The sequence below is a fragment of the Thaumasiovibrio clandestinus genome, from assembly GCF_047250365.1.
Taxonomy (GTDB): domain Bacteria; phylum Pseudomonadota; class Gammaproteobacteria; order Enterobacterales; family Vibrionaceae; genus Thaumasiovibrio.
The window spans coordinates 574,738-590,890 of sequence record NZ_JBLBVL010000001.1 but is presented as its reverse complement, the minus strand read 5'-3'; the positions used below and the strand labels follow the sequence as shown (position 1 = coordinate 590,890).

General features: G+C 47.8%; 18 protein-coding genes. All 18 read left to right on the top strand.

Annotated elements, in window-relative coordinates; translation table 11 throughout:
* Window positions 1-3 precede the first annotated feature (3 nt).
* Window positions 4-807 carry a flagellar assembly protein FliH gene (gene fliH / locus ACKLNH_RS02800; protein WP_413110708.1) on the top strand — a complete coding sequence of 268 codons (804 nt, stop codon included), beginning with the start codon at window positions 4-6 and terminating at the stop codon, window positions 805-807.
* Window positions 804-2,129: a flagellar protein export ATPase FliI gene (gene fliI / locus ACKLNH_RS02795; protein ID WP_413110707.1), complete on the top strand. Its 1,326-nt coding sequence runs from the start codon at window positions 804-806 to the stop codon at window positions 2,127-2,129. Before fliH ends, fliI begins: the two co-directional genes overlap by 4 nt.
* Before the next feature lie 3 nt (window positions 2,130-2,132).
* A complete protein-coding gene (gene fliJ / locus ACKLNH_RS02790; RefSeq protein ID WP_413110706.1) occupies window positions 2,133-2,579 on the top strand; it encodes a flagellar export protein FliJ in 447 nt (148 codons plus the stop codon).
* Window positions 2,580-2,648: 69 nt separating this feature from the next.
* Window positions 2,649-3,959: a flagellar hook-length control protein FliK gene (locus ACKLNH_RS02785; RefSeq protein ID WP_413110705.1), complete on the top strand. Its 1,311-nt coding sequence runs from the start codon at window positions 2,649-2,651 to the stop codon at window positions 3,957-3,959.
* Window positions 3,960-4,030: 71 nt separating this feature from the next.
* A complete protein-coding gene (locus ACKLNH_RS02780) occupies window positions 4,031-4,534 on the top strand; it encodes a flagellar basal body-associated FliL family protein (protein WP_413110704.1) in 504 nt (167 codons plus the stop codon).
* Between the two features lie 9 nt (window positions 4,535-4,543).
* Window positions 4,544-5,596, top strand: coding sequence for a flagellar motor switch protein FliM (gene fliM, locus ACKLNH_RS02775; RefSeq protein WP_413110703.1), 1,053 nt, complete (start codon window positions 4,544-4,546; stop codon window positions 5,594-5,596).
* Between the two features lie 14 nt (window positions 5,597-5,610).
* Window positions 5,611-6,003 carry a flagellar motor switch protein FliN gene (fliN, locus tag ACKLNH_RS02770; protein ID WP_413110702.1) on the top strand — a complete coding sequence of 131 codons (393 nt, stop codon included), beginning with the start codon at window positions 5,611-5,613 and terminating at the stop codon, window positions 6,001-6,003.
* Between the two features lie 13 nt (window positions 6,004-6,016).
* Window positions 6,017-6,400 (top strand): flagellar biosynthetic protein FliO, encoded by a 384-nt coding sequence (gene fliO, locus ACKLNH_RS02765; RefSeq protein WP_413110701.1) that lies wholly within the window; start codon window positions 6,017-6,019, stop codon window positions 6,398-6,400.
* Window positions 6,390-7,253: a flagellar type III secretion system pore protein FliP gene (gene fliP / locus ACKLNH_RS02760; protein ID WP_413110700.1), complete on the top strand. Its 864-nt coding sequence runs from the start codon at window positions 6,390-6,392 to the stop codon at window positions 7,251-7,253. The genes fliO and fliP overlap by 11 nt, the downstream gene beginning before the upstream one ends.
* Window positions 7,254-7,261: 8 nt before the next feature.
* On the top strand, window positions 7,262-7,531 hold the full coding sequence (fliQ, locus tag ACKLNH_RS02755; protein ID WP_413110699.1) for a flagellar biosynthesis protein FliQ: 270 nt from the start codon (window positions 7,262-7,264) through the stop codon (window positions 7,529-7,531).
* 9 nt (window positions 7,532-7,540) lie between these two features.
* Window positions 7,541-8,323 (top strand): flagellar biosynthetic protein FliR, encoded by a 783-nt coding sequence (gene fliR / locus ACKLNH_RS02750; RefSeq protein ID WP_413110698.1) that lies wholly within the window; start codon window positions 7,541-7,543, stop codon window positions 8,321-8,323.
* A 9-nt stretch (window positions 8,324-8,332) separates the two neighbouring features.
* The gene (gene flhB / locus ACKLNH_RS02745) at window positions 8,333-9,469 is read left to right on the top strand and encodes a flagellar biosynthesis protein FlhB (protein WP_413110697.1); all 1,137 of its coding nucleotides are present in this window, start codon (window positions 8,333-8,335) and stop codon (window positions 9,467-9,469) included.
* 237 nt (window positions 9,470-9,706) lie between these two features.
* Complete coding sequence (gene flhA, locus ACKLNH_RS02740) at window positions 9,707-11,800, top strand: flagellar biosynthesis protein FlhA (RefSeq protein WP_413110696.1); 2,094 nt, start codon at window positions 9,707-9,709, stop codon at window positions 11,798-11,800.
* A gap of 77 nt (window positions 11,801-11,877) precedes the next feature.
* Window positions 11,878-13,368: a flagellar biosynthesis GTPase FlhF gene (gene flhF / locus ACKLNH_RS02735; RefSeq protein ID WP_413110695.1), complete on the top strand. Its 1,491-nt coding sequence runs from the start codon at window positions 11,878-11,880 to the stop codon at window positions 13,366-13,368.
* Entirely contained in the window at window positions 13,361-14,251 is an 891-nt protein-coding gene (locus ACKLNH_RS02730; RefSeq protein ID WP_413110694.1) for a MinD/ParA family protein, read from the top strand. Before flhF ends, ACKLNH_RS02730 begins: the two co-directional genes overlap by 8 nt.
* Complete coding sequence (locus tag ACKLNH_RS02725; RefSeq protein ID WP_413110693.1) at window positions 14,244-14,966, top strand: RNA polymerase sigma factor FliA; 723 nt, start codon at window positions 14,244-14,246, stop codon at window positions 14,964-14,966. The genes ACKLNH_RS02730 and ACKLNH_RS02725 overlap by 8 nt, the downstream gene beginning before the upstream one ends.
* Window positions 14,967-15,023: 57 nt before the next feature.
* Entirely contained in the window at window positions 15,024-15,395 is a 372-nt protein-coding gene (cheY, locus tag ACKLNH_RS02720; protein WP_462476583.1) for a chemotaxis response regulator CheY, read from the top strand.
* A gap of 35 nt (window positions 15,396-15,430) precedes the next feature.
* Window positions 15,431-16,153 carry a protein phosphatase CheZ gene (locus ACKLNH_RS02715; protein ID WP_413110691.1) on the top strand — a complete coding sequence of 241 codons (723 nt, stop codon included), beginning with the start codon at window positions 15,431-15,433 and terminating at the stop codon, window positions 16,151-16,153.

Sequence of the window (16,153 nt, the reverse complement as noted above, 5' to 3'; positions counted from 1 at the left end):
ACTATGACTTATGAGCGCCGTCGTGGTTACCTTCGTGTGGAGCCAGAGCAAACCCCTGAGTTAGCCCGTTGGGATCTGCCTGATTATGGCGAAGAAGAGCTGTTACCACGTGACACAGCATTCAACTATGATCCGTCGTGGCAACCTGCCGAGCCGGCACCGGAAGTAGAACAAGAAGTACTTGCACCGTTAACGGCCGCTGATTTGGAAACTATTCGTCAATCGGCGTACGAAGAGGGTTTCGCTCAAGGCCAAGAGGCTGGCTATCAGGCTGGCATTGAGAAAGGCAAGCCGCAAGGCTTAGAGCAGGGAGTAGCCGAAGGTATAGAACAAGGCCTCGCCCAAGGCTTAGAGCAAGGCCAAACAGAAATCGCCACGCAAGTATCACACTTGCTCTCTCTTGTTGATAAGCTGGCCGCACCAATGGCGGCAGTGGATGAACAGGTTGAACAGGTGCTCGTCGAGATGGTGACGCACCTGACACAAGAACTGATCCGCGTCGAGCTGAAGACCAATCCAGATATCATTCTACGCACTGTCCGTGATGGGATCGCTGCGCTACCGATAAGTGGCCGCCGAACCACCATTCAAGTTCATCCCGATGACTTCCAATTACTGAATGACGCTTATGGCAACGAAGGCTTGGCAGAGCGCGATTGGCAATTGATTGCCGAACCAGGATTACAACGCGGTGATGTCACTGTTATCGCAGAAGACTCACAAGTCGACTATTTGCTGGAACAGCGCATTAAAGAGTTATTGCATCACTTTGTGGGTCGAAATGGTCTCGCTGCGGAGTCGTCATGAACTTGCTGGCACAGAAACTGACTCAGTACCAAACGCGTGGTTTAGTTAGTCGTCCGGTCGCATCGGGAAAACTGGTGAGAGTGGTTGGACTGACGTTAGAGGCCGTTGGCTGTAGCGCGCCTGTCGGTAGCTTGTGCCAAGTGGAAACCTTGAATGGTACAATGGAAGCTGAAGTGGTTGGTTTTGATGGTAATACCCTTTACTTGATGCCGAGTGAGCAGTTAACGGGGGTAATGCCTGGCGCGAAAGTGACCCCGATTCATGGCGAGAATGGTTTATCTGTTGGCCCAGAATTGCTCGGTCGCGTGATAGATGGTGTCGGTAAGCCTTTAGATGGACTAGGGCCGATATTTACTGTCCAGCGCGCCAATTTTCATGCAACCCCATTAAATCCCTTAGCCCGTAAACCGATTAAAGAGCCGTTAGATGTTGGTATAAAAGCGATCAATGGCATGTTGACGGTGGGGAAAGGGCAACGAATCGGTCTATTTGCCGGTTCAGGTGTGGGTAAGTCGGTGACCCTTGGCATGATGACGCGAGGCACGACAGCACAGGTCGTCGTCGTCGGGTTGATTGGTGAACGAGGGCGCGAGGTCAAAGAGTTCATTGATGAAATTTTAGGCGAAGAAGGGCGTGCGAGGGCTGTTGTCGTCGCCGCGCCTGCGGATGCTTCTCCACTAATGCGCTTAAAAGGGTGTCAAACCGCTCTGACTATCGCAGAGTATTTTCGAGATCAAGGGCTTGATGTACTGCTGTTAATGGACTCATTGACGCGATTTGCTCAGGCGCAACGTGAAATTGCCTTATCGGTGGGGGAGCCGCCAGCAACAAAAGGGTATCCACCTTCCGTGTTTGCTAAGTTACCTGCGCTCGTTGAGCGAGCTGGCAATGGTGGCGAGCATCAGGGCTCAATTACCGCTTTCTTTACGGTATTGACGGAAGGCGACGATCTACAAGACCCCATAGCCGATGCTTCTCGAGCGATATTAGATGGACATATTGTTTTGTCACGAGAAATGGCAGATGCTGGCCATTACCCTGCAATTGATGTAGAACGCTCCGTGAGCCGTGTTATGCCTGCCATTGTTACCGATGAACATATGTTAATGGCCAAAGCATCGCGACAAATATTGTCTATATGCCGCAAGAATCAAGACTTGGTTTCAATCGGTGCATATAAACAGGGAACAGACCCTGCTATCGACCAAGCATTTAGTTATAAACCTCGGTTAGATCAGTATCTGCAGCAAGGTATGAAAGACGTTGTGAATTATGACATGTGCGTCAATATGTTACGCAGTGCCTTGCAGTCAGGAGGCTAATCGATGAGTCGTAGCGCATTACAGTTGATTTATGAACGGGCTGAAGCCGATGAAAAATATGCTCAATTGGCGGTGGAGCGTGCGCATGCAGAGCTGACTGCATACCATCAGCAGCTGGCGCAAATTGAGCAGTACCGCTTAGACTATTTTTCGCAGATGTCTGAGCGCGGGCAGGCAGGGCTATCCGCCAGTGCTTATGGCCACCTCTACCGATTTATTACCCAGCTTGATGAGACATTAGCTCAGCAAAAGGCGGCAGGCGCCCACTTTGAGCAGCAAGTCGATGAATGTCAGCAAGCTTATGCCGAAAAGCGCCAATATAAACGCTCGATTGAATGGTTGCTAGATAAACAAGCGACAGAGGCAGTAAAGCGTGAACAAATTCGAGAGCAGAAGCAACTTGATGAATTTGCCACATTGCAAGCGGCACGTCGTCAACGCCGACGTTGATCTAAAAAATGGTGTGATTTTTGCATAGTTAAATAGATAGAGACAGATAATAAGTTTTTGAGATTCATTATGGAGCTAACAGGGCTATTTACCGCCAAGACGGATATGCACAAGCCTCAGGCAACGGCCACAGGCGGAAAGGGGCCAGCAGGCAGTGTTAATGAGGACCAAACACTGTTTGCTTCTGAGTTACAATCGGCAGAAAAAGCATCGACTGAGCCGGAAAAAACAGATTTAACTCAGTCTTTAGACGTTGATGCCAAATCTGTGGTTGTGTCTGATAGGCTGCTGCAAGACGAACAAGAAGTGGCGATAGATACCTCTGTGGCAGAGCTAGCGGGATCTGAGGCGATTTCACAAGACGCATTGGCTCACGATGCAATGACGGAAGGGGAAGAGGTACTAACCCGTCTGCGTAATGCAGACAGTCAGCTACAACGTGGCAAAGCCTTGCCGTCAGAGCAAGCTGATGAGTTTAGCAAAGACGAAGTAAAGTCGAACAGTGAAGCTGAAACGGCATATCCTGCTGATGGGGGGCGTTCGGTGCCGGCTTTTTCTCCATTAATGGCAAAGAGTGTGGGAGGCGAGTCAGCCCATGCGACAAACCATATCGCCAATAACGCTGCGAATAAAATGGCCACGGTAGAGTGGGGTGCTGCTAGCAAGCAGAGCGAGAGCAATACCGCATTGACTTGGCAAAATGGTACTCCTTTAGATACCGGGGTAGAAGAGGCTGCGGAGCTAGGTCGTAATGTTAGTGATGTGGCGTCAATGCGCGCTTCACTGTTGTCAGAGTCTGGTGGCAGTACGGATGTTGCTGGCGCAGCGACAGATAAAGCTCTGTTACAAGCCACCCAACTTAGTGCGCCGTCTTCGCAGCAAGCAGCACAGCCGTTGTTGCTTCAACATGGAAAAGCCGATGTTCAATTACCGTTGAACTTGCAACAAACCGAAGCACAACAGGCGGTGGCCGATAAAGTACAAATCATGCTGTCGAACAACTTAAAACATGTCGACATCCGTTTAGACCCGCCAGAGTTGGGACGCGTGCAAATTAAACTGCAGCTCAATCAGGATCAAGCCAATGTGCAATTTACGGTATCGACATCGCAAGCCCGTGAAGCGATAGAGCAGAGTTTACCTCGGTTGCGAGAGATGCTGCAGCAACAAGGTTTGCAATTGACGCAGGGCGACGTCCAACAGGAGAGTCGTTCACAACAGCAAGGTCAATTTGCAGGTAGGTCGTCGGAGCGTGAAGGTGCACCATCTTCGCCATCGGGAGCGCAAGGAGTCAGTGACCATGATGAACACGGTGTTGCTAATGATGCAGTGGAGCTGTGGGTTAATGAACAGAGCCATGGTGTCGATTATTACGCCTGAGCAAATGGTACGCAAGGAAGAAGCGCCTCTGTGTATCGGTATAAATTTAATGGTGTGTTTAAGGATTCAGGATGGCCGATGACAGTCAAATATTAATTGAGAAACCCAATAGCAGAATGAAGCAGATTGGGTTGCTTATTTTGCTAGGTGTTGCTCTTCTGACGGCTGGCGGGACGGCGGGGTATTTTCTCTTCGCGCCGAAAAACAGTGCCAGCGAGACGAACCCAGCATCGCGTGACGTGGTCGCCCCAGCAGGGCCTGCGATGTATATCTCACTGGCGGAGCCATTTATTTTTAATGTCACAGGCGATGCGCGTGATCGCTTAGTGCAGATAGATGTACAACTGATGGTAAGGGGAAGCCGCAATGAAGCAATGGCGAAACGCCACTTACCCTTGTTGCGTTCAACCTTGCTGGCTTCGTTTAGTGCGGCAAGTGTAGAGCAGCTACGAGGTCCGAATGGGCGCGGTGATTTGCGCGATAATGCGTTACAAGCTTTGCAGGCGACGATGGAACAGGTGTCTGGTGAAGGGGTCATTGAGCGGGTATTGTTTACCAGCTTTGTTATGCAATAAGAGGTTATTTTGAGCGATCTTCTCTCCCAAGATGAAATTGATGCGCTACTTCATGGTGTTGATGATGTAGACGATGATGATGACGGTTTAGGCGCTGATCCTGATGGTGCGGTAGTCTTTGACTTTTCATCGCAGGATCGCATTGTTCGTGGGCGAATGCCAACGCTTGAACTGATCAATGAACGCTTTGCACGTCATATGCGCATCAGCTTGTTTAATATGCTGAGAAAATCAGCAGAGGTGTCAATCAATGGTGTGCAGATGGTGAAGTTTGGTGAGTACCAAAACACCCTGTATGTACCCACTAGCCTAAATATGGTGCGTTTTCGTCCATTGAAAGGGACGGCATTAATCACCATGGAAGCTCGATTAGTCTTTATTCTGGTTGAAAACTTCTTTGGCGGAGATGGTCGTTTTCACGCCAAGATTGAGGGGCGTGAGTTTACACCCACAGAGCGGCGCATAATCCAGATGTTGCTGAAGTTAGTCTTTGAGGATTACCGTGAGGCGTGGTCACCAGTTATGGGTGTTGAGTTCGAATATTTGGACTCTGAGGTAAACCCGACGATGGCGAATATTGTCAGCCCAACAGAGGTGATCGTGGTGAGTTCGTTCCATATTGAGCTGGATGGTGGTGGTGGCGATTTTCATGTCGTGATGCCCTACTCGATGGTGGAACCGATCCGTGAGTTGCTGGACGCCGGTATTCAGAGTGACAAGATGGAGACCGATGTGCGCTGGAGTAAGGCATTGCGTGACGAAATCATGGATGTCCCTGTGGACTTGCGCGCAAAATTGATGGATGTCGATTTGACTTTGCGTGACCTGATGGAGTTGCAGCCTGGCGATGTTATCCCAGTAGAGATGCCTGATGCTGCGACCTTGTATGTCGAAGATCTTCCGACATTTAGAGCTAAAATGGGTCAATCAAATGACAATATCGCATTGAAAATAACTGAAAAACTAAAACGTCCTGATATGGTTAATACCGATCTAGCGTTCTTTGATCAGGAGACGCTTGGAGAGGCGTTGATTGGTTTTGATAGTTCAAATAATAAGTAGTAAGCAGGTAAGAAATGTCGCAAACTGACGATCAAAAAATGGCAGATGAATGGGCAGCAGCACTGGCTGTTCAGGAAGAGCAAAGTGTTAAAACCGCGCCATTAGATGAATTAAAAGAAGAGCGTTCTGCGATCAGTGAAGATGAACGCAGTAAACTGGATACCATATTGGATATTCCGGTCACTATCTCTATGGAGGTGGGGCGCACTCAAATTAGCATTCGTAACTTATTGCAGCTCAATCAAGGTTCGGTGGTTGAACTGGACCGTATTGCGGGTGAGTCACTGGATGTTATGGTCAATGGAACCTTGATTGCCCATGGCGAAGTGGTTGTTGTCAACGACAAGTTTGGTATCCGCTTAACGGATGTTATTAGTCAGACTGAACGCATTAAAAAGCTACGTTAAGGCCAGCATAAACATGAATACATTACTTGCCATGGCTTTCGCGCTGTTGGTTCTGGCTCGCCCTGCGTACGCGGCCGGTCCTGACCTGAATATTATGACGAGCATTACCTCGTTATTGTTGGTGGTTGGACTGATTTTGTTGCTGGCATGGTTGGTAAAACGCATGCGCTTGCCGCAATTTTCTGGGCAACAACAGTCTATGCGTGTGGTAAAGCAGATGCCTTTGGGACAAAAAGAACGTTTGGTTGTCGTGGAGGTGGCAGGAGAGCAGCTATTGCTAGGTGTTACTTCACAGAGTGTTAATTTGGTCAAAGTGCTGGAGACCCCTTTCCCCGAGGAAGCGTCGCCAGAGTTTGCCCGTCAGTTTTCTAAGTTGCTCAAAAAGAATGACAATTAAAAACCATATTTCCCCCTTTGTCTTTGCATTGTTGGTGCTTTTTTTCTCTTCTTTCTCTTTTGCTCAGGAAGAGGCAAGTCAAGCTTTGCCGGCGGCGGCTGCGTTAGGTAGCAATATCAGCCTGAGTGAGATGGATGCACAATCTCAAGCGGGCCAGCAGAGGATGACTCAGATTGGGCCGGGGATCCCCGCTCTGACCATGACGGTAAACCAGGATGGCAGTGAGGATTATTCGGTTAATTTACAAATCCTTGCTCTGATGACAATCCTTGGCTTTTTACCTGCGATCGTCATACTGATGACCTCGTTTACCCGCATTGTGGTGGTTATGTCGATACTCCGGCAAGCGATGGGTCTACAACAAACACCTTCGAATCAAGTTATTATTGGAATTGCTCTGTTTCTTACTCTGTTTGTGATGTCTCCTGTTATCACTCAAATGAATGAACAAGCGATACAACCTTATATGAATGAGCAATTGACGGCACGAGACGCGTTTGATGTTGCACAGCAGCCGTTGCGTACATTTATGCTAAATCAGACTCGTATTAAGGACTTAGAAACCTTTGTTGATATCTCTGGTGCTGTCGTTGACTCTCCTGAACAGGTGTCGATGACGATCCTAATTCCGGCCTTTATCACCTCAGAGTTAAAAACGGCGTTCCAGATAGGTTTTATGCTATTTTTGCCATTTTTGGTGATTGATTTGGTCGTGGCATCAATTCTAATGGCAATGGGTATGATGATGTTGTCGCCAATGATTGTTTCGTTACCGTTTAAGTTGATGTTGTTTATCTTGGTAGATGGTTGGAATCTCATTCTTTCAACCCTAGCTGGCAGCTTTGGGGTTTAGGAGGAACAATGACACCAGAAGCGTTTGTTGAGCTATTTCAAGAGGCATTACAAATGGTCTTGATGATGGTCTCCGCTATTGTTGTACCCGGGCTGCTGATTGGTTTGGTCGTCGCGGTATTTCAGGCTGCGACATCGATTAACGAACAGACGTTGAGCTTTTTGCCTCGCTTGATCGTGACGTTATCAGCGCTGATGTTGTTTGGCCACTGGATGACACAGATGCTGATGGAGTACTTCTTCAGTTTGATCGACAGAATTCCGCAATTGTTGTATTGAATCTGAACTATGCATTATCCGGCTCCCATTGTTTTAGATTACCTCGCTAACTTGTTGTGGCCGTTTACTCGCATCTCATCAATGATGATGGCGATGACGTTTTTTGGCGCCCAGTTTGTTTCTCCTCGAATTCGTCTTTATCTCTCCTTTGCGGTAACGCTTGCCATGGCGGGAAGTCTACCGGCTATGCCAAGTCATATTGAGTTGTTTTCACTACAAGGGTTTATTGTCACCCTACAACAAGTGGTTATCGGCGTGGCGATGGGAATGGTCACGCAGTTTATTACCCAAACATTTGTCTTGTTAGGGCAAATTTTAGGTATGCAATCCAGTCTTGGTTTTGCATCTATGGTTGACCCGTCCAATGGGCAGAACACGCCAGTTCTTGGTCAGTTGTTTATGTTCTTGGCCTTAATGCTCTTTTTGGCAACAGATGGCCATTTAGAGATGATTCATGTCGTGTCGATGAGCTTTACCACTCTGCCGGTAGGCGAAGGCATGCCTGATGTGGAGAGTTATCGGCAATTAGCCTCGTGGTTTGGTCATATGTTTAAAGCTGGCTTTTCGATGGCCATTGCTGGCGTTATCGCCTTACTGACCGTCAACCTCTCTTTTGGTGTCATGACGCGAGCGGCGCCTCAGCTGAATATTTTCGCGTTAGGTTTTTCTTTTGCGTTGCTACTCGGTTTACTGATTAGCTGGCACTTGATTTTGGGTCTGACGCCGAAATATGAGCAGCAGTGGCAGTTGGGTCTCGATCAGGTGTGTGAAATAGTGAAGTTAAGGTGTTAAGGGGGCTGCATGGCTGAATCAGATGATCAAGAACGCACAGAAGACCCCACGACGCGACGGCTCCAACAAGCGAAAGAAAAAGGGCAAGTCGCGCGTTCAAAAGAACTGGCCACGGTAACGCTACTGGTTGCGGGAGCGGCTGTGATGATGGCTGGCGGCGATAAACTGGGACAGGCACTAATGCGCTTTATGGGTAGAATGTTCACCCTGTCTCGAGATGAGCTGTTTGATTTTGATCGCTTGCTGACAGTGCTTATGCAGTCTATTTGGCATATTTTTGTCCCGCTGTTTGTGATTTTGTGCGCGTTATTTGTTGCCGCGCTAATCGGTGCCGCCGCGATAGGTGGGGTTAACTGGTCGCCAGAGGCTGCCATGCCGAAATGGTCAAAACTTAATCCACTTAGTGGGCTAAAGCGCATGGTGGGAACGCAAAGCCTGATGGAACTGGTGAAATCGATACTGAAGGTATTGTTGGTGGCTGGGGTGGCGGCGTGGTTGATGCGTAGCAGTTTACAGGACTTGTTCGAGATCAATCAGGAGGTGTTCCCGAGCAATATTTTCCATGCACTCGCAGTGTTATTGCGCTTCGTTTTATTGATTAGTTGTTCACTGCTGGTGGTGGTGGTGATTGATGTCCCATATCAAATTTGGCAGCATACCGAACAGCTTAAAATGACCAAGCAAGAAGTCAAAGACGAATACAAAGAGACGGAAGGTAAACCTGAAGTGAAAGGGCGGATCCGAATGTTGCAGCGAGAAGCCGCTCAACGCCGCATGATGGCAGAAGTGCCTCAAGCCGATGTTATTATTACTAACCCAGAACACTTTTCCGTCGCACTGCGTTATAACCCTGATTTAGACAGTGCGCCAATCGTGATAGCAAAAGGCGTTGATCACCTAGCATTGAAGATCCGTGAGATTGCCAATGAGAATGCGATTGATATTGTCCCGGCGCCCCCATTAGCCCGTGCGCTCTACCATACCACTGAACTAGAACAGCAAATTCCCGATGGTCTGTTCACTGCAGTAGCGCAAGTATTAGCCTATGTCTTCCAACTAAAGCAACATCGAAAAGGCAAAGGTCAACGGCCAACGTTGGCGCAGCGCAATTTCGAACCGCCTGAAGATATGCGTTATGACTCGTAATTTGCCCGATAGAAACGGCTTTAATTCGGCCGCTTAGTGTCTTAGGCATTACGTGATGTTGGTTTTATTGATAGCAACGCAACTATTAACAAATTTATTAAGAATAGCGTCAACTTTTTGTCAAAAAATAGGTATTATTCTTGCTTGTTGCAGTCAATATGCTGTGGTTACGTATTTACTGCTGGGCTAATTACCCAGAAGAAGTAATAAAAAGAATAGGGTCATTTCTTCATATCTATGAAAGCTTCGCTGCCGCTACTTAATAAACTGCCTCTAGGTCGCCTCCAGTCGATTCCGTCAATTGGTGCGCCAATTGTGGTTCTGGCCACATTGGCAATGGTGATTTTACCCATGCCACCGCTGTTGCTGGATATGGCCTTTTCTTTCAATATTGCACTGTCATTGGTGGTGCTACTTGTTACTATTTATACCCGACGCCCTCTCGATTTTGCGGCCTTCCCAACGGTACTCTTGATTGCCACTTTATTACGCTTGGCATTGAACGTAGCCTCAACACGGGTGGTGTTACTGCATGGCCACGCTGGTTCTGGCGCGGCAGGTCAAGTTATTGATGCGTTTGGTAGCGTGGTGATTGGCGGAAATTATGCTGTCGGTTTAGTGGTGTTTTTGATCCTCATGATCATCAACTTCATGGTCGTGACGAAAGGTGCAGGGCGAATTTCGGAAGTTAGCGCCCGCTTTACTTTGGATGCTTTGCCCGGTAAGCAGATGGCCATTGATGCGGATTTAAATGCAGGGCTTATCGATCAAGATCAAGCGCGCTTGCGCCGCAGTGAAGTCACCAAGGAAGCGGATTTTTACGGCTCGATGGATGGTGCGTCTAAGTTTGTAAAGGGCGATGCGATCGCCGGTATTCTTATCCTGCTGATCAATATTGTCGGCGGGCTGATCATTGGCATGAGTCAGCACGGAATGAGCTTTGGCAATGCAATAGAAGTTTTTACCCTGTTGACGATTGGTGATGGCTTGGTGGCACAGATCCCGTCGCTACTGCTCTCCATTGGTGCCGCGATGATGGTAACACGGCAGAATACCGATGAAGATATGGGGCAGCAGTTGCTTGCTCAGATGTTCGACAACCCGCGTGCGCTGGCGATAACCGGCGGCATTCTGTTTGTCATGGGCATTGTCCCAGGCATGCCCAATATTCCCTTCCTATTACTGGCTGCTGCCAGCGGTGGTGGTGCCTACTGGCAAACGCAACGTAAACGCGTGCAGGCGCTAGCAGTGAAAGAAGAAGCGGCTAAACCTGCCGAAGCCCCAGTGCAACGCGATCTCTCGTGGGAGGATGTACAGCCTGTCGATATTATTGGTTTAGAGGTGGGTTATCGTCTTATTCCGATGGTGGATAAGGAGCAAGGGGGAGAGCTGCTAGAGCGTGTGAAAGGGGTGAGAAAAAAGTTGTCGCAAGACTTTGGTTTTTTGATCCCCGCGGTTCATATTCGTGACAATTTGGAACTTCCACCAAATAGCTATCGCATTACTTTAATGGGCGTGGCGTTTGGTGAATCGGATATTCGCCCTGATATGGAGTTGGCCATTAATCCCGGACAAGTGTTTGGGCCGATTGATGGTGAGCACACGCGAGACCCTGCTTTTGATTTGGAAGCCACTTGGATTGTTGAAAGTCAACGCGAACATGCACAAGCGTTGGGGTATACCGTGGTCGATTCTGCAACGGTATTGGCGACACATTTGAGTCAAGTGCTGACCAATCATGCATCACTCTTGATTGGCCATGAAGAGGTACAGAATTTACTTGAAATGTTAAGTAAATCAGCACCAAAACTGGTTGAGTCCTTTATTCCTGACCAGCTACCCCTTGGTGTAGTGGTTAAAGTACTACAGAACCTGCTGAACGAAGCGATTCCGGTGCGAGATATTCGCTCTATAGTACAAACACTATCTGAATATGCTAGCAAGAGTCAGGATCCCGATATTCTTACTGCGGCAGTGCGTATTACCTTAAAACGCATGATCGTGCAGGAAATCAATGGGGTTGAGGCTGAAATCCCCGTGATCACCTTGGTTCCTGAACTGGAACAGATGTTGCATAAGACAATGCAGGCTTCTGGTGGCGAGTCGACAGGTATCGAACCAGGATTAGCAGAACGCTTGCAAGTGTCGTTGACAGAAGCATCGCAGCAACAAGAACTAAAAGGTGAGCCATCCATTCTTCTGACATCAGGTGTATTGAGAAGCACATTGGCACAGTTCGTTAGAAATACGATACCGAGCTTAAATGTTCTCTCTTACCAAGAAGTCCCTGATGAGAAACAAATTCGAATAGTAAATGCGGTTGGAAATTAGTGCCGTGAGATGAACATTATGAGCAAGGTTATTTGTACCGCGCACATCCCTGTTGGGTGTATCAGGAAGTAAAGCAATTGAAAATTAAGCGTTTTTTTGCAAAAGACATGCGCTCTGCTCTCAGTCAGGTAAAAGATGAACTCGGCGCAGACGCAGTCATCATGTCGAACAAGAAGGTGACTGGAGGGATTGAAATCGTTGCTGCGATTGATAACGAACCGCAGCCTGAAACTCCAGCCCCTGCTTTGCGCGCACCGAGTGAGTTGGATAAGAATTATGATGCCGCACGACGAAAGCTGGCCGATGATCGCGTCGAGCTTTCAGCGAAGAAAGCAGCCCCGGCAGGTCGTTTTGCTAACGTTTATGCACAACATCGTGATAACGGGGGAGAGCATAATGATGAGGCTGATTCGTTAAGCGCTTTGCTGGCACGTCAGGGGAAACGTCAGAATCCCGACGTAAATCGTGCAGGTTGGCGAGAAAATGTTCAGCCTCGTCAGGATTATGGCGATCGCTTTGCACGTAAAGCAAAAGAATCGCGTTACTCATCTCGCGTTCAAGAACCAACACCCAAACCAACGCGCTTAGACCCAAGTCGTTACGATGCGCGTCAATCCGCCTCATCACCCGCAGAACTCGATAAAGTGCGTGATGAGATGTCTGCGATTCGTAAATTGTTGGAGCATCAGGTTTCAGGCTTAATGTGGCAAGAAGTTGAACGTCGCGAACCGATACGGGCGATGATGATCAAACGCTTAGTTAAAATGGGCCTATCCGATGAATTAGCCGATCAATTGGCGTGTTACATCCCAGAAGACGTCTCACCGGCTGAAGCGTGGCCAATCTTATTGGGCTTGTTGAGTGAGCAGCTGACCACTTTAGATGATTGTATTTTAGAAAATGGTGGCGTGGCCGCTTTGTTAGGCCCGACGGGCGTGGGAAAAACCACCACGATTGCAAAACTCGCGGCAAGAGCCGCCATGGAGCATGGCCCTGATGAAGTCGCATTGGTGACCACAGATACCTATCGAATTGGCGCGCACGAGCAACTTGCGACCTATGGCCGAATTATGGGTTGTCCTGTCAGAGTCGCTAAAGATGCTGATGAACTGGCCGAAGTATTATATCAGTTGCGCCATCGCCGTTTGGTCTTGCTTGACACCGCAGGCATGGGGCAACGCGATATTCGCTTGTCAGAGCAGCTGGATGCGTTGATGCAAACGAGTGGCGCTAAAATAAAGAGTTACTTGGTGATGCCTGCAACATCACAGCGTCGCGTATTGCAGGAAACCATTGAACATTTTCGCCGCATTCCACTAGCTGGTTGTATTGTGACCAAAATTGATGAGAGCTTAAGTTTGGGCGAATTAATAAATGTCACCATCCATAACGCTTTGCCCATTGCCTATATCGCCGATGGTCAGCGAGTACCTGAGGACATAAAAATAGCCAGTGGTGAATTTTTGGTGTCAAAAGCCAATGAGTTATTAGAAAAAGAATTAAACCATCAGCAGCATTTCTGGAGTAGCAATACCCCAGAAGGGGAAGCAGCGGATTACTATGACTAATTTGACAATGCATGATCAAGCCAGCGGGCTACGCAGAATGACTCAGTTGACGTCCACCAAAGTGATCACCGTAACGGGCGGTAAAGGTGGCGTTGGTAAAACGAATGTAACCCTAGGAACTGCAATGGCGATGGCTAGGCAGGGCAAGCGCGTAATGGTGCTAGATGCCGACTTAGGCTTAGCCAACGTGGATGTCATGTTGGGGCTAAGGGCAGGGCGAAACCTTTCCCATGTACTTTCAGGGCAATGTGATTTGCAGGACATTATTGTCGAAGGTCCTTTCGGGGTCCAAATTGTCCCTGCAGCTTCAGGCACACAATCGATGGTTGAATTGACAACGGCGCAACATGCCGGGTTAATTCGTGCATTTGGATCACTAGAACAGCACATTGATGTGCTTATTGTCGACACCGCTGCTGGTATCTCGGACATGGTATTGAGCTTTGCTCGTGCAGCGCAAGACGTGATGGTGGTGGTTTGTGATGAGCCTACATCTATCACCGATGCTTACGCATTGATTAAGCTATTATCGCGTCAGTATGATGTACCGCGATTTAAGATTGTCGCCAATATGGTGCGTAGTTATCGAGAAGGCAGAGAGTTGTTTGCAAAATTAACCCGCGTCACGGATCGTTTTCTTAATGCCAATTTGGAGTTAGTCGCGTGTATTCCTCTTGATGATAAGGTTCGTCAGGCGGTTAAACGGCAAAAAATCGTCGTTGATGCTTATCCTCGCTCACCAGCAGCGTTGGCATTGACATCATTAGCCAATAAAGCCATAGATTGGCCTGTGCCGGAGAGTCCAAGAGGACATTTGGAATTTTTTGTGGAACGCTTACTGTTGCGCGAGAGAAATGATAACGGGGATACCGTAGGTGAATAGGGCGTTAACCTACGAAAAAACCGGGCGTAGTCCACAAGCATTTATTGAACAATATTCACCGCTGGTGAAGCGTATTGCCCACCATCTGGTTAGTCGTTTACCGCCTAATGTACAGCTAGAAGATATGATTCAGGCTGGCATGATTGGTTTAATCGAAGCGCAACAAAACTATGACTCCTCGAAAGGAGCCAGTTTTGAAACCTTTGCTGGTATTCGTATTCGTGGCGCAATGTTAGATGAGATCCGTCGTGGTGATTGGGTGCCGCGCTCTGTACATAAAAATAGTCGACGAATTGCCCAAGTAATTGCATCTCTTGAGGTAGAACTCGGGAGAAACCCGACTGATCAGGAGATTGCTTCAGCACTCGATATGACGATAAACCAGTACCATCATGCTTTAAATGATGTGAACTGTGGTCGTTTAGTCGGTATTGATGATCTAGGAATAACAGAAGACTGTATTGCAAATGAAGAAATCCGAGAGGAAAACCTTCCATTTCAGGATGTTGTCGAGGATAATTTCAGATTGTCTCTTGTAGATGCAATTAAATCTCTGCCTGAACGGGAAGCGTTGACTTTATCGCTTTATTACGATGAAGAATTAAACCTAAAAGAGATTGGTGCTGTGTTGGGAGTGAGTGAATCGCGGGTTTGTCAAATACATAGTCAAGCCATGCAACGCTTACGCTCAAAACTTACAGACTGGAACACATAGCTTTTTTTAACCTTTAGTAACACTGGGACCTCAGTGGAGGCAACTTTGAATAAAAACATGAAAATCCTCATTGTTGATGACTTTTCAACAATGCGCCGAATTGTAAAGAACCTGCTACGCGATCTTGGCTTCAATAATACGCAAGAGGCGGATGATGGATTGACAGCCCTTCCGATGTTGAAAAAAGGCGATTTTGACTTTGTAGTGACGGATTGGAATATGCCTGGCATGCAAGGTATCGACCTATTGCGACATATGCGTGCTGATGATCAGTTAAAGCACTTGCCTGTTTTGATGATCACCGCAGAAGCAAAACGCGAGCAGATCATTGAAGCGGCTCAAGCTGGCGTGAATGGCTACATTGTAAAACCTTTTACTGCAGCAACATTAAAAGAGAAGCTGGATAAAATTTTCGAACGAATTCAGTAATATAATAGCTCAGTAGATTAGGGATAATAATAAGAATGGTATCACTTGACCAGGCTAGATCATTAGTGAGCTTATTAGAGCAAGGGCATCAGGCAGAGGCTGATGCCTTTGTGCTGCAACTAGTGAGTGAAACACGCGAGCCAATTTATGAGGAAGTGGGGAAGCTGACTCGTCAACTTCATGACTCTCTCGTTAACTTTCAGTTTGATCCAAGAATTAACGACCTTGCCACCTCTGAAATCCCTGATGCCAGAGATAGACTGACATTTGTTATTGAAAAAACCGAAGTCGCAGCAAATAAGACCATGGATGCAGTGGAAGAGACCTTTCCAATTGCTGATAGGTTAGTTGATCGTTTAGGTCAGGTGCGTCCAGAGTGGGACCGTCTGATGCAGGGGCGCATAGAACTTCACGAGTTCAAATCGTTGTGTCGCACTATCGAAACACTACTGCAACAAGTAGAAATTGATGGCGGAACGTTACGTTCGCAATTGACCGACATCTTAATGGCGCAAGACTTTCAAGACTTGACCGGGCAGATCATTCGACGCGTGATTGAACTGGTGAAGGAGGTTGAAGAGAAGCTCATTGAGATCTTAACGGCATTTGGCATTGATACCAGTGAACCGAAGCCGCAATTAGAAGCGCGGCAACCTGATATCACGCCAGAAGGACCGGTTATTGATGCCAGCGTACGTGAAGATGTCATGGCTTCACAAGATGATGTCGATGACCTGTTATCTAGTTTGGGATTTTAG

Coding starts and splice junctions, on each gene's coding strand:
- fliH (WP_413110708.1), top strand. CDS start 4: ATGACTTATGAGCGCCGTCGTGGTTACCTTCGTGTGGAGCCAGAGCAA.
- fliI (WP_413110707.1), top strand. CDS start 804: ATGAACTTGCTGGCACAGAAACTGACTCAGTACCAAACGCGTGGTTTA.
- fliJ (WP_413110706.1), top strand. CDS start 2,133: ATGAGTCGTAGCGCATTACAGTTGATTTATGAACGGGCTGAAGCCGAT.
- ACKLNH_RS02785 (WP_413110705.1), top strand. CDS start 2,649: ATGGAGCTAACAGGGCTATTTACCGCCAAGACGGATATGCACAAGCCT.
- ACKLNH_RS02780 (WP_413110704.1), top strand. CDS start 4,031: ATGGCCGATGACAGTCAAATATTAATTGAGAAACCCAATAGCAGAATG.
- fliN (WP_413110702.1), top strand. CDS start 5,611: ATGTCGCAAACTGACGATCAAAAAATGGCAGATGAATGGGCAGCAGCA.
- fliO (WP_413110701.1), top strand. CDS start 6,017: ATGAATACATTACTTGCCATGGCTTTCGCGCTGTTGGTTCTGGCTCGC.
- fliP (WP_413110700.1), top strand. CDS start 6,390: ATGACAATTAAAAACCATATTTCCCCCTTTGTCTTTGCATTGTTGGTG.
- fliQ (WP_413110699.1), top strand. CDS start 7,262: ATGACACCAGAAGCGTTTGTTGAGCTATTTCAAGAGGCATTACAAATG.
- fliR (WP_413110698.1), top strand. CDS start 7,541: ATGCATTATCCGGCTCCCATTGTTTTAGATTACCTCGCTAACTTGTTG.
- flhB (WP_413110697.1), top strand. CDS start 8,333: ATGGCTGAATCAGATGATCAAGAACGCACAGAAGACCCCACGACGCGA.
- flhA (WP_413110696.1), top strand. CDS start 9,707: ATGAAAGCTTCGCTGCCGCTACTTAATAAACTGCCTCTAGGTCGCCTC.
- ACKLNH_RS02730 (WP_413110694.1), top strand. CDS start 13,361: ATGACTAATTTGACAATGCATGATCAAGCCAGCGGGCTACGCAGAATG.
- cheY (WP_462476583.1), top strand. CDS start 15,024: ATGAAAATCCTCATTGTTGATGACTTTTCAACAATGCGCCGAATTGTA.
- ACKLNH_RS02715 (WP_413110691.1), top strand. CDS start 15,431: ATGGTATCACTTGACCAGGCTAGATCATTAGTGAGCTTATTAGAGCAA.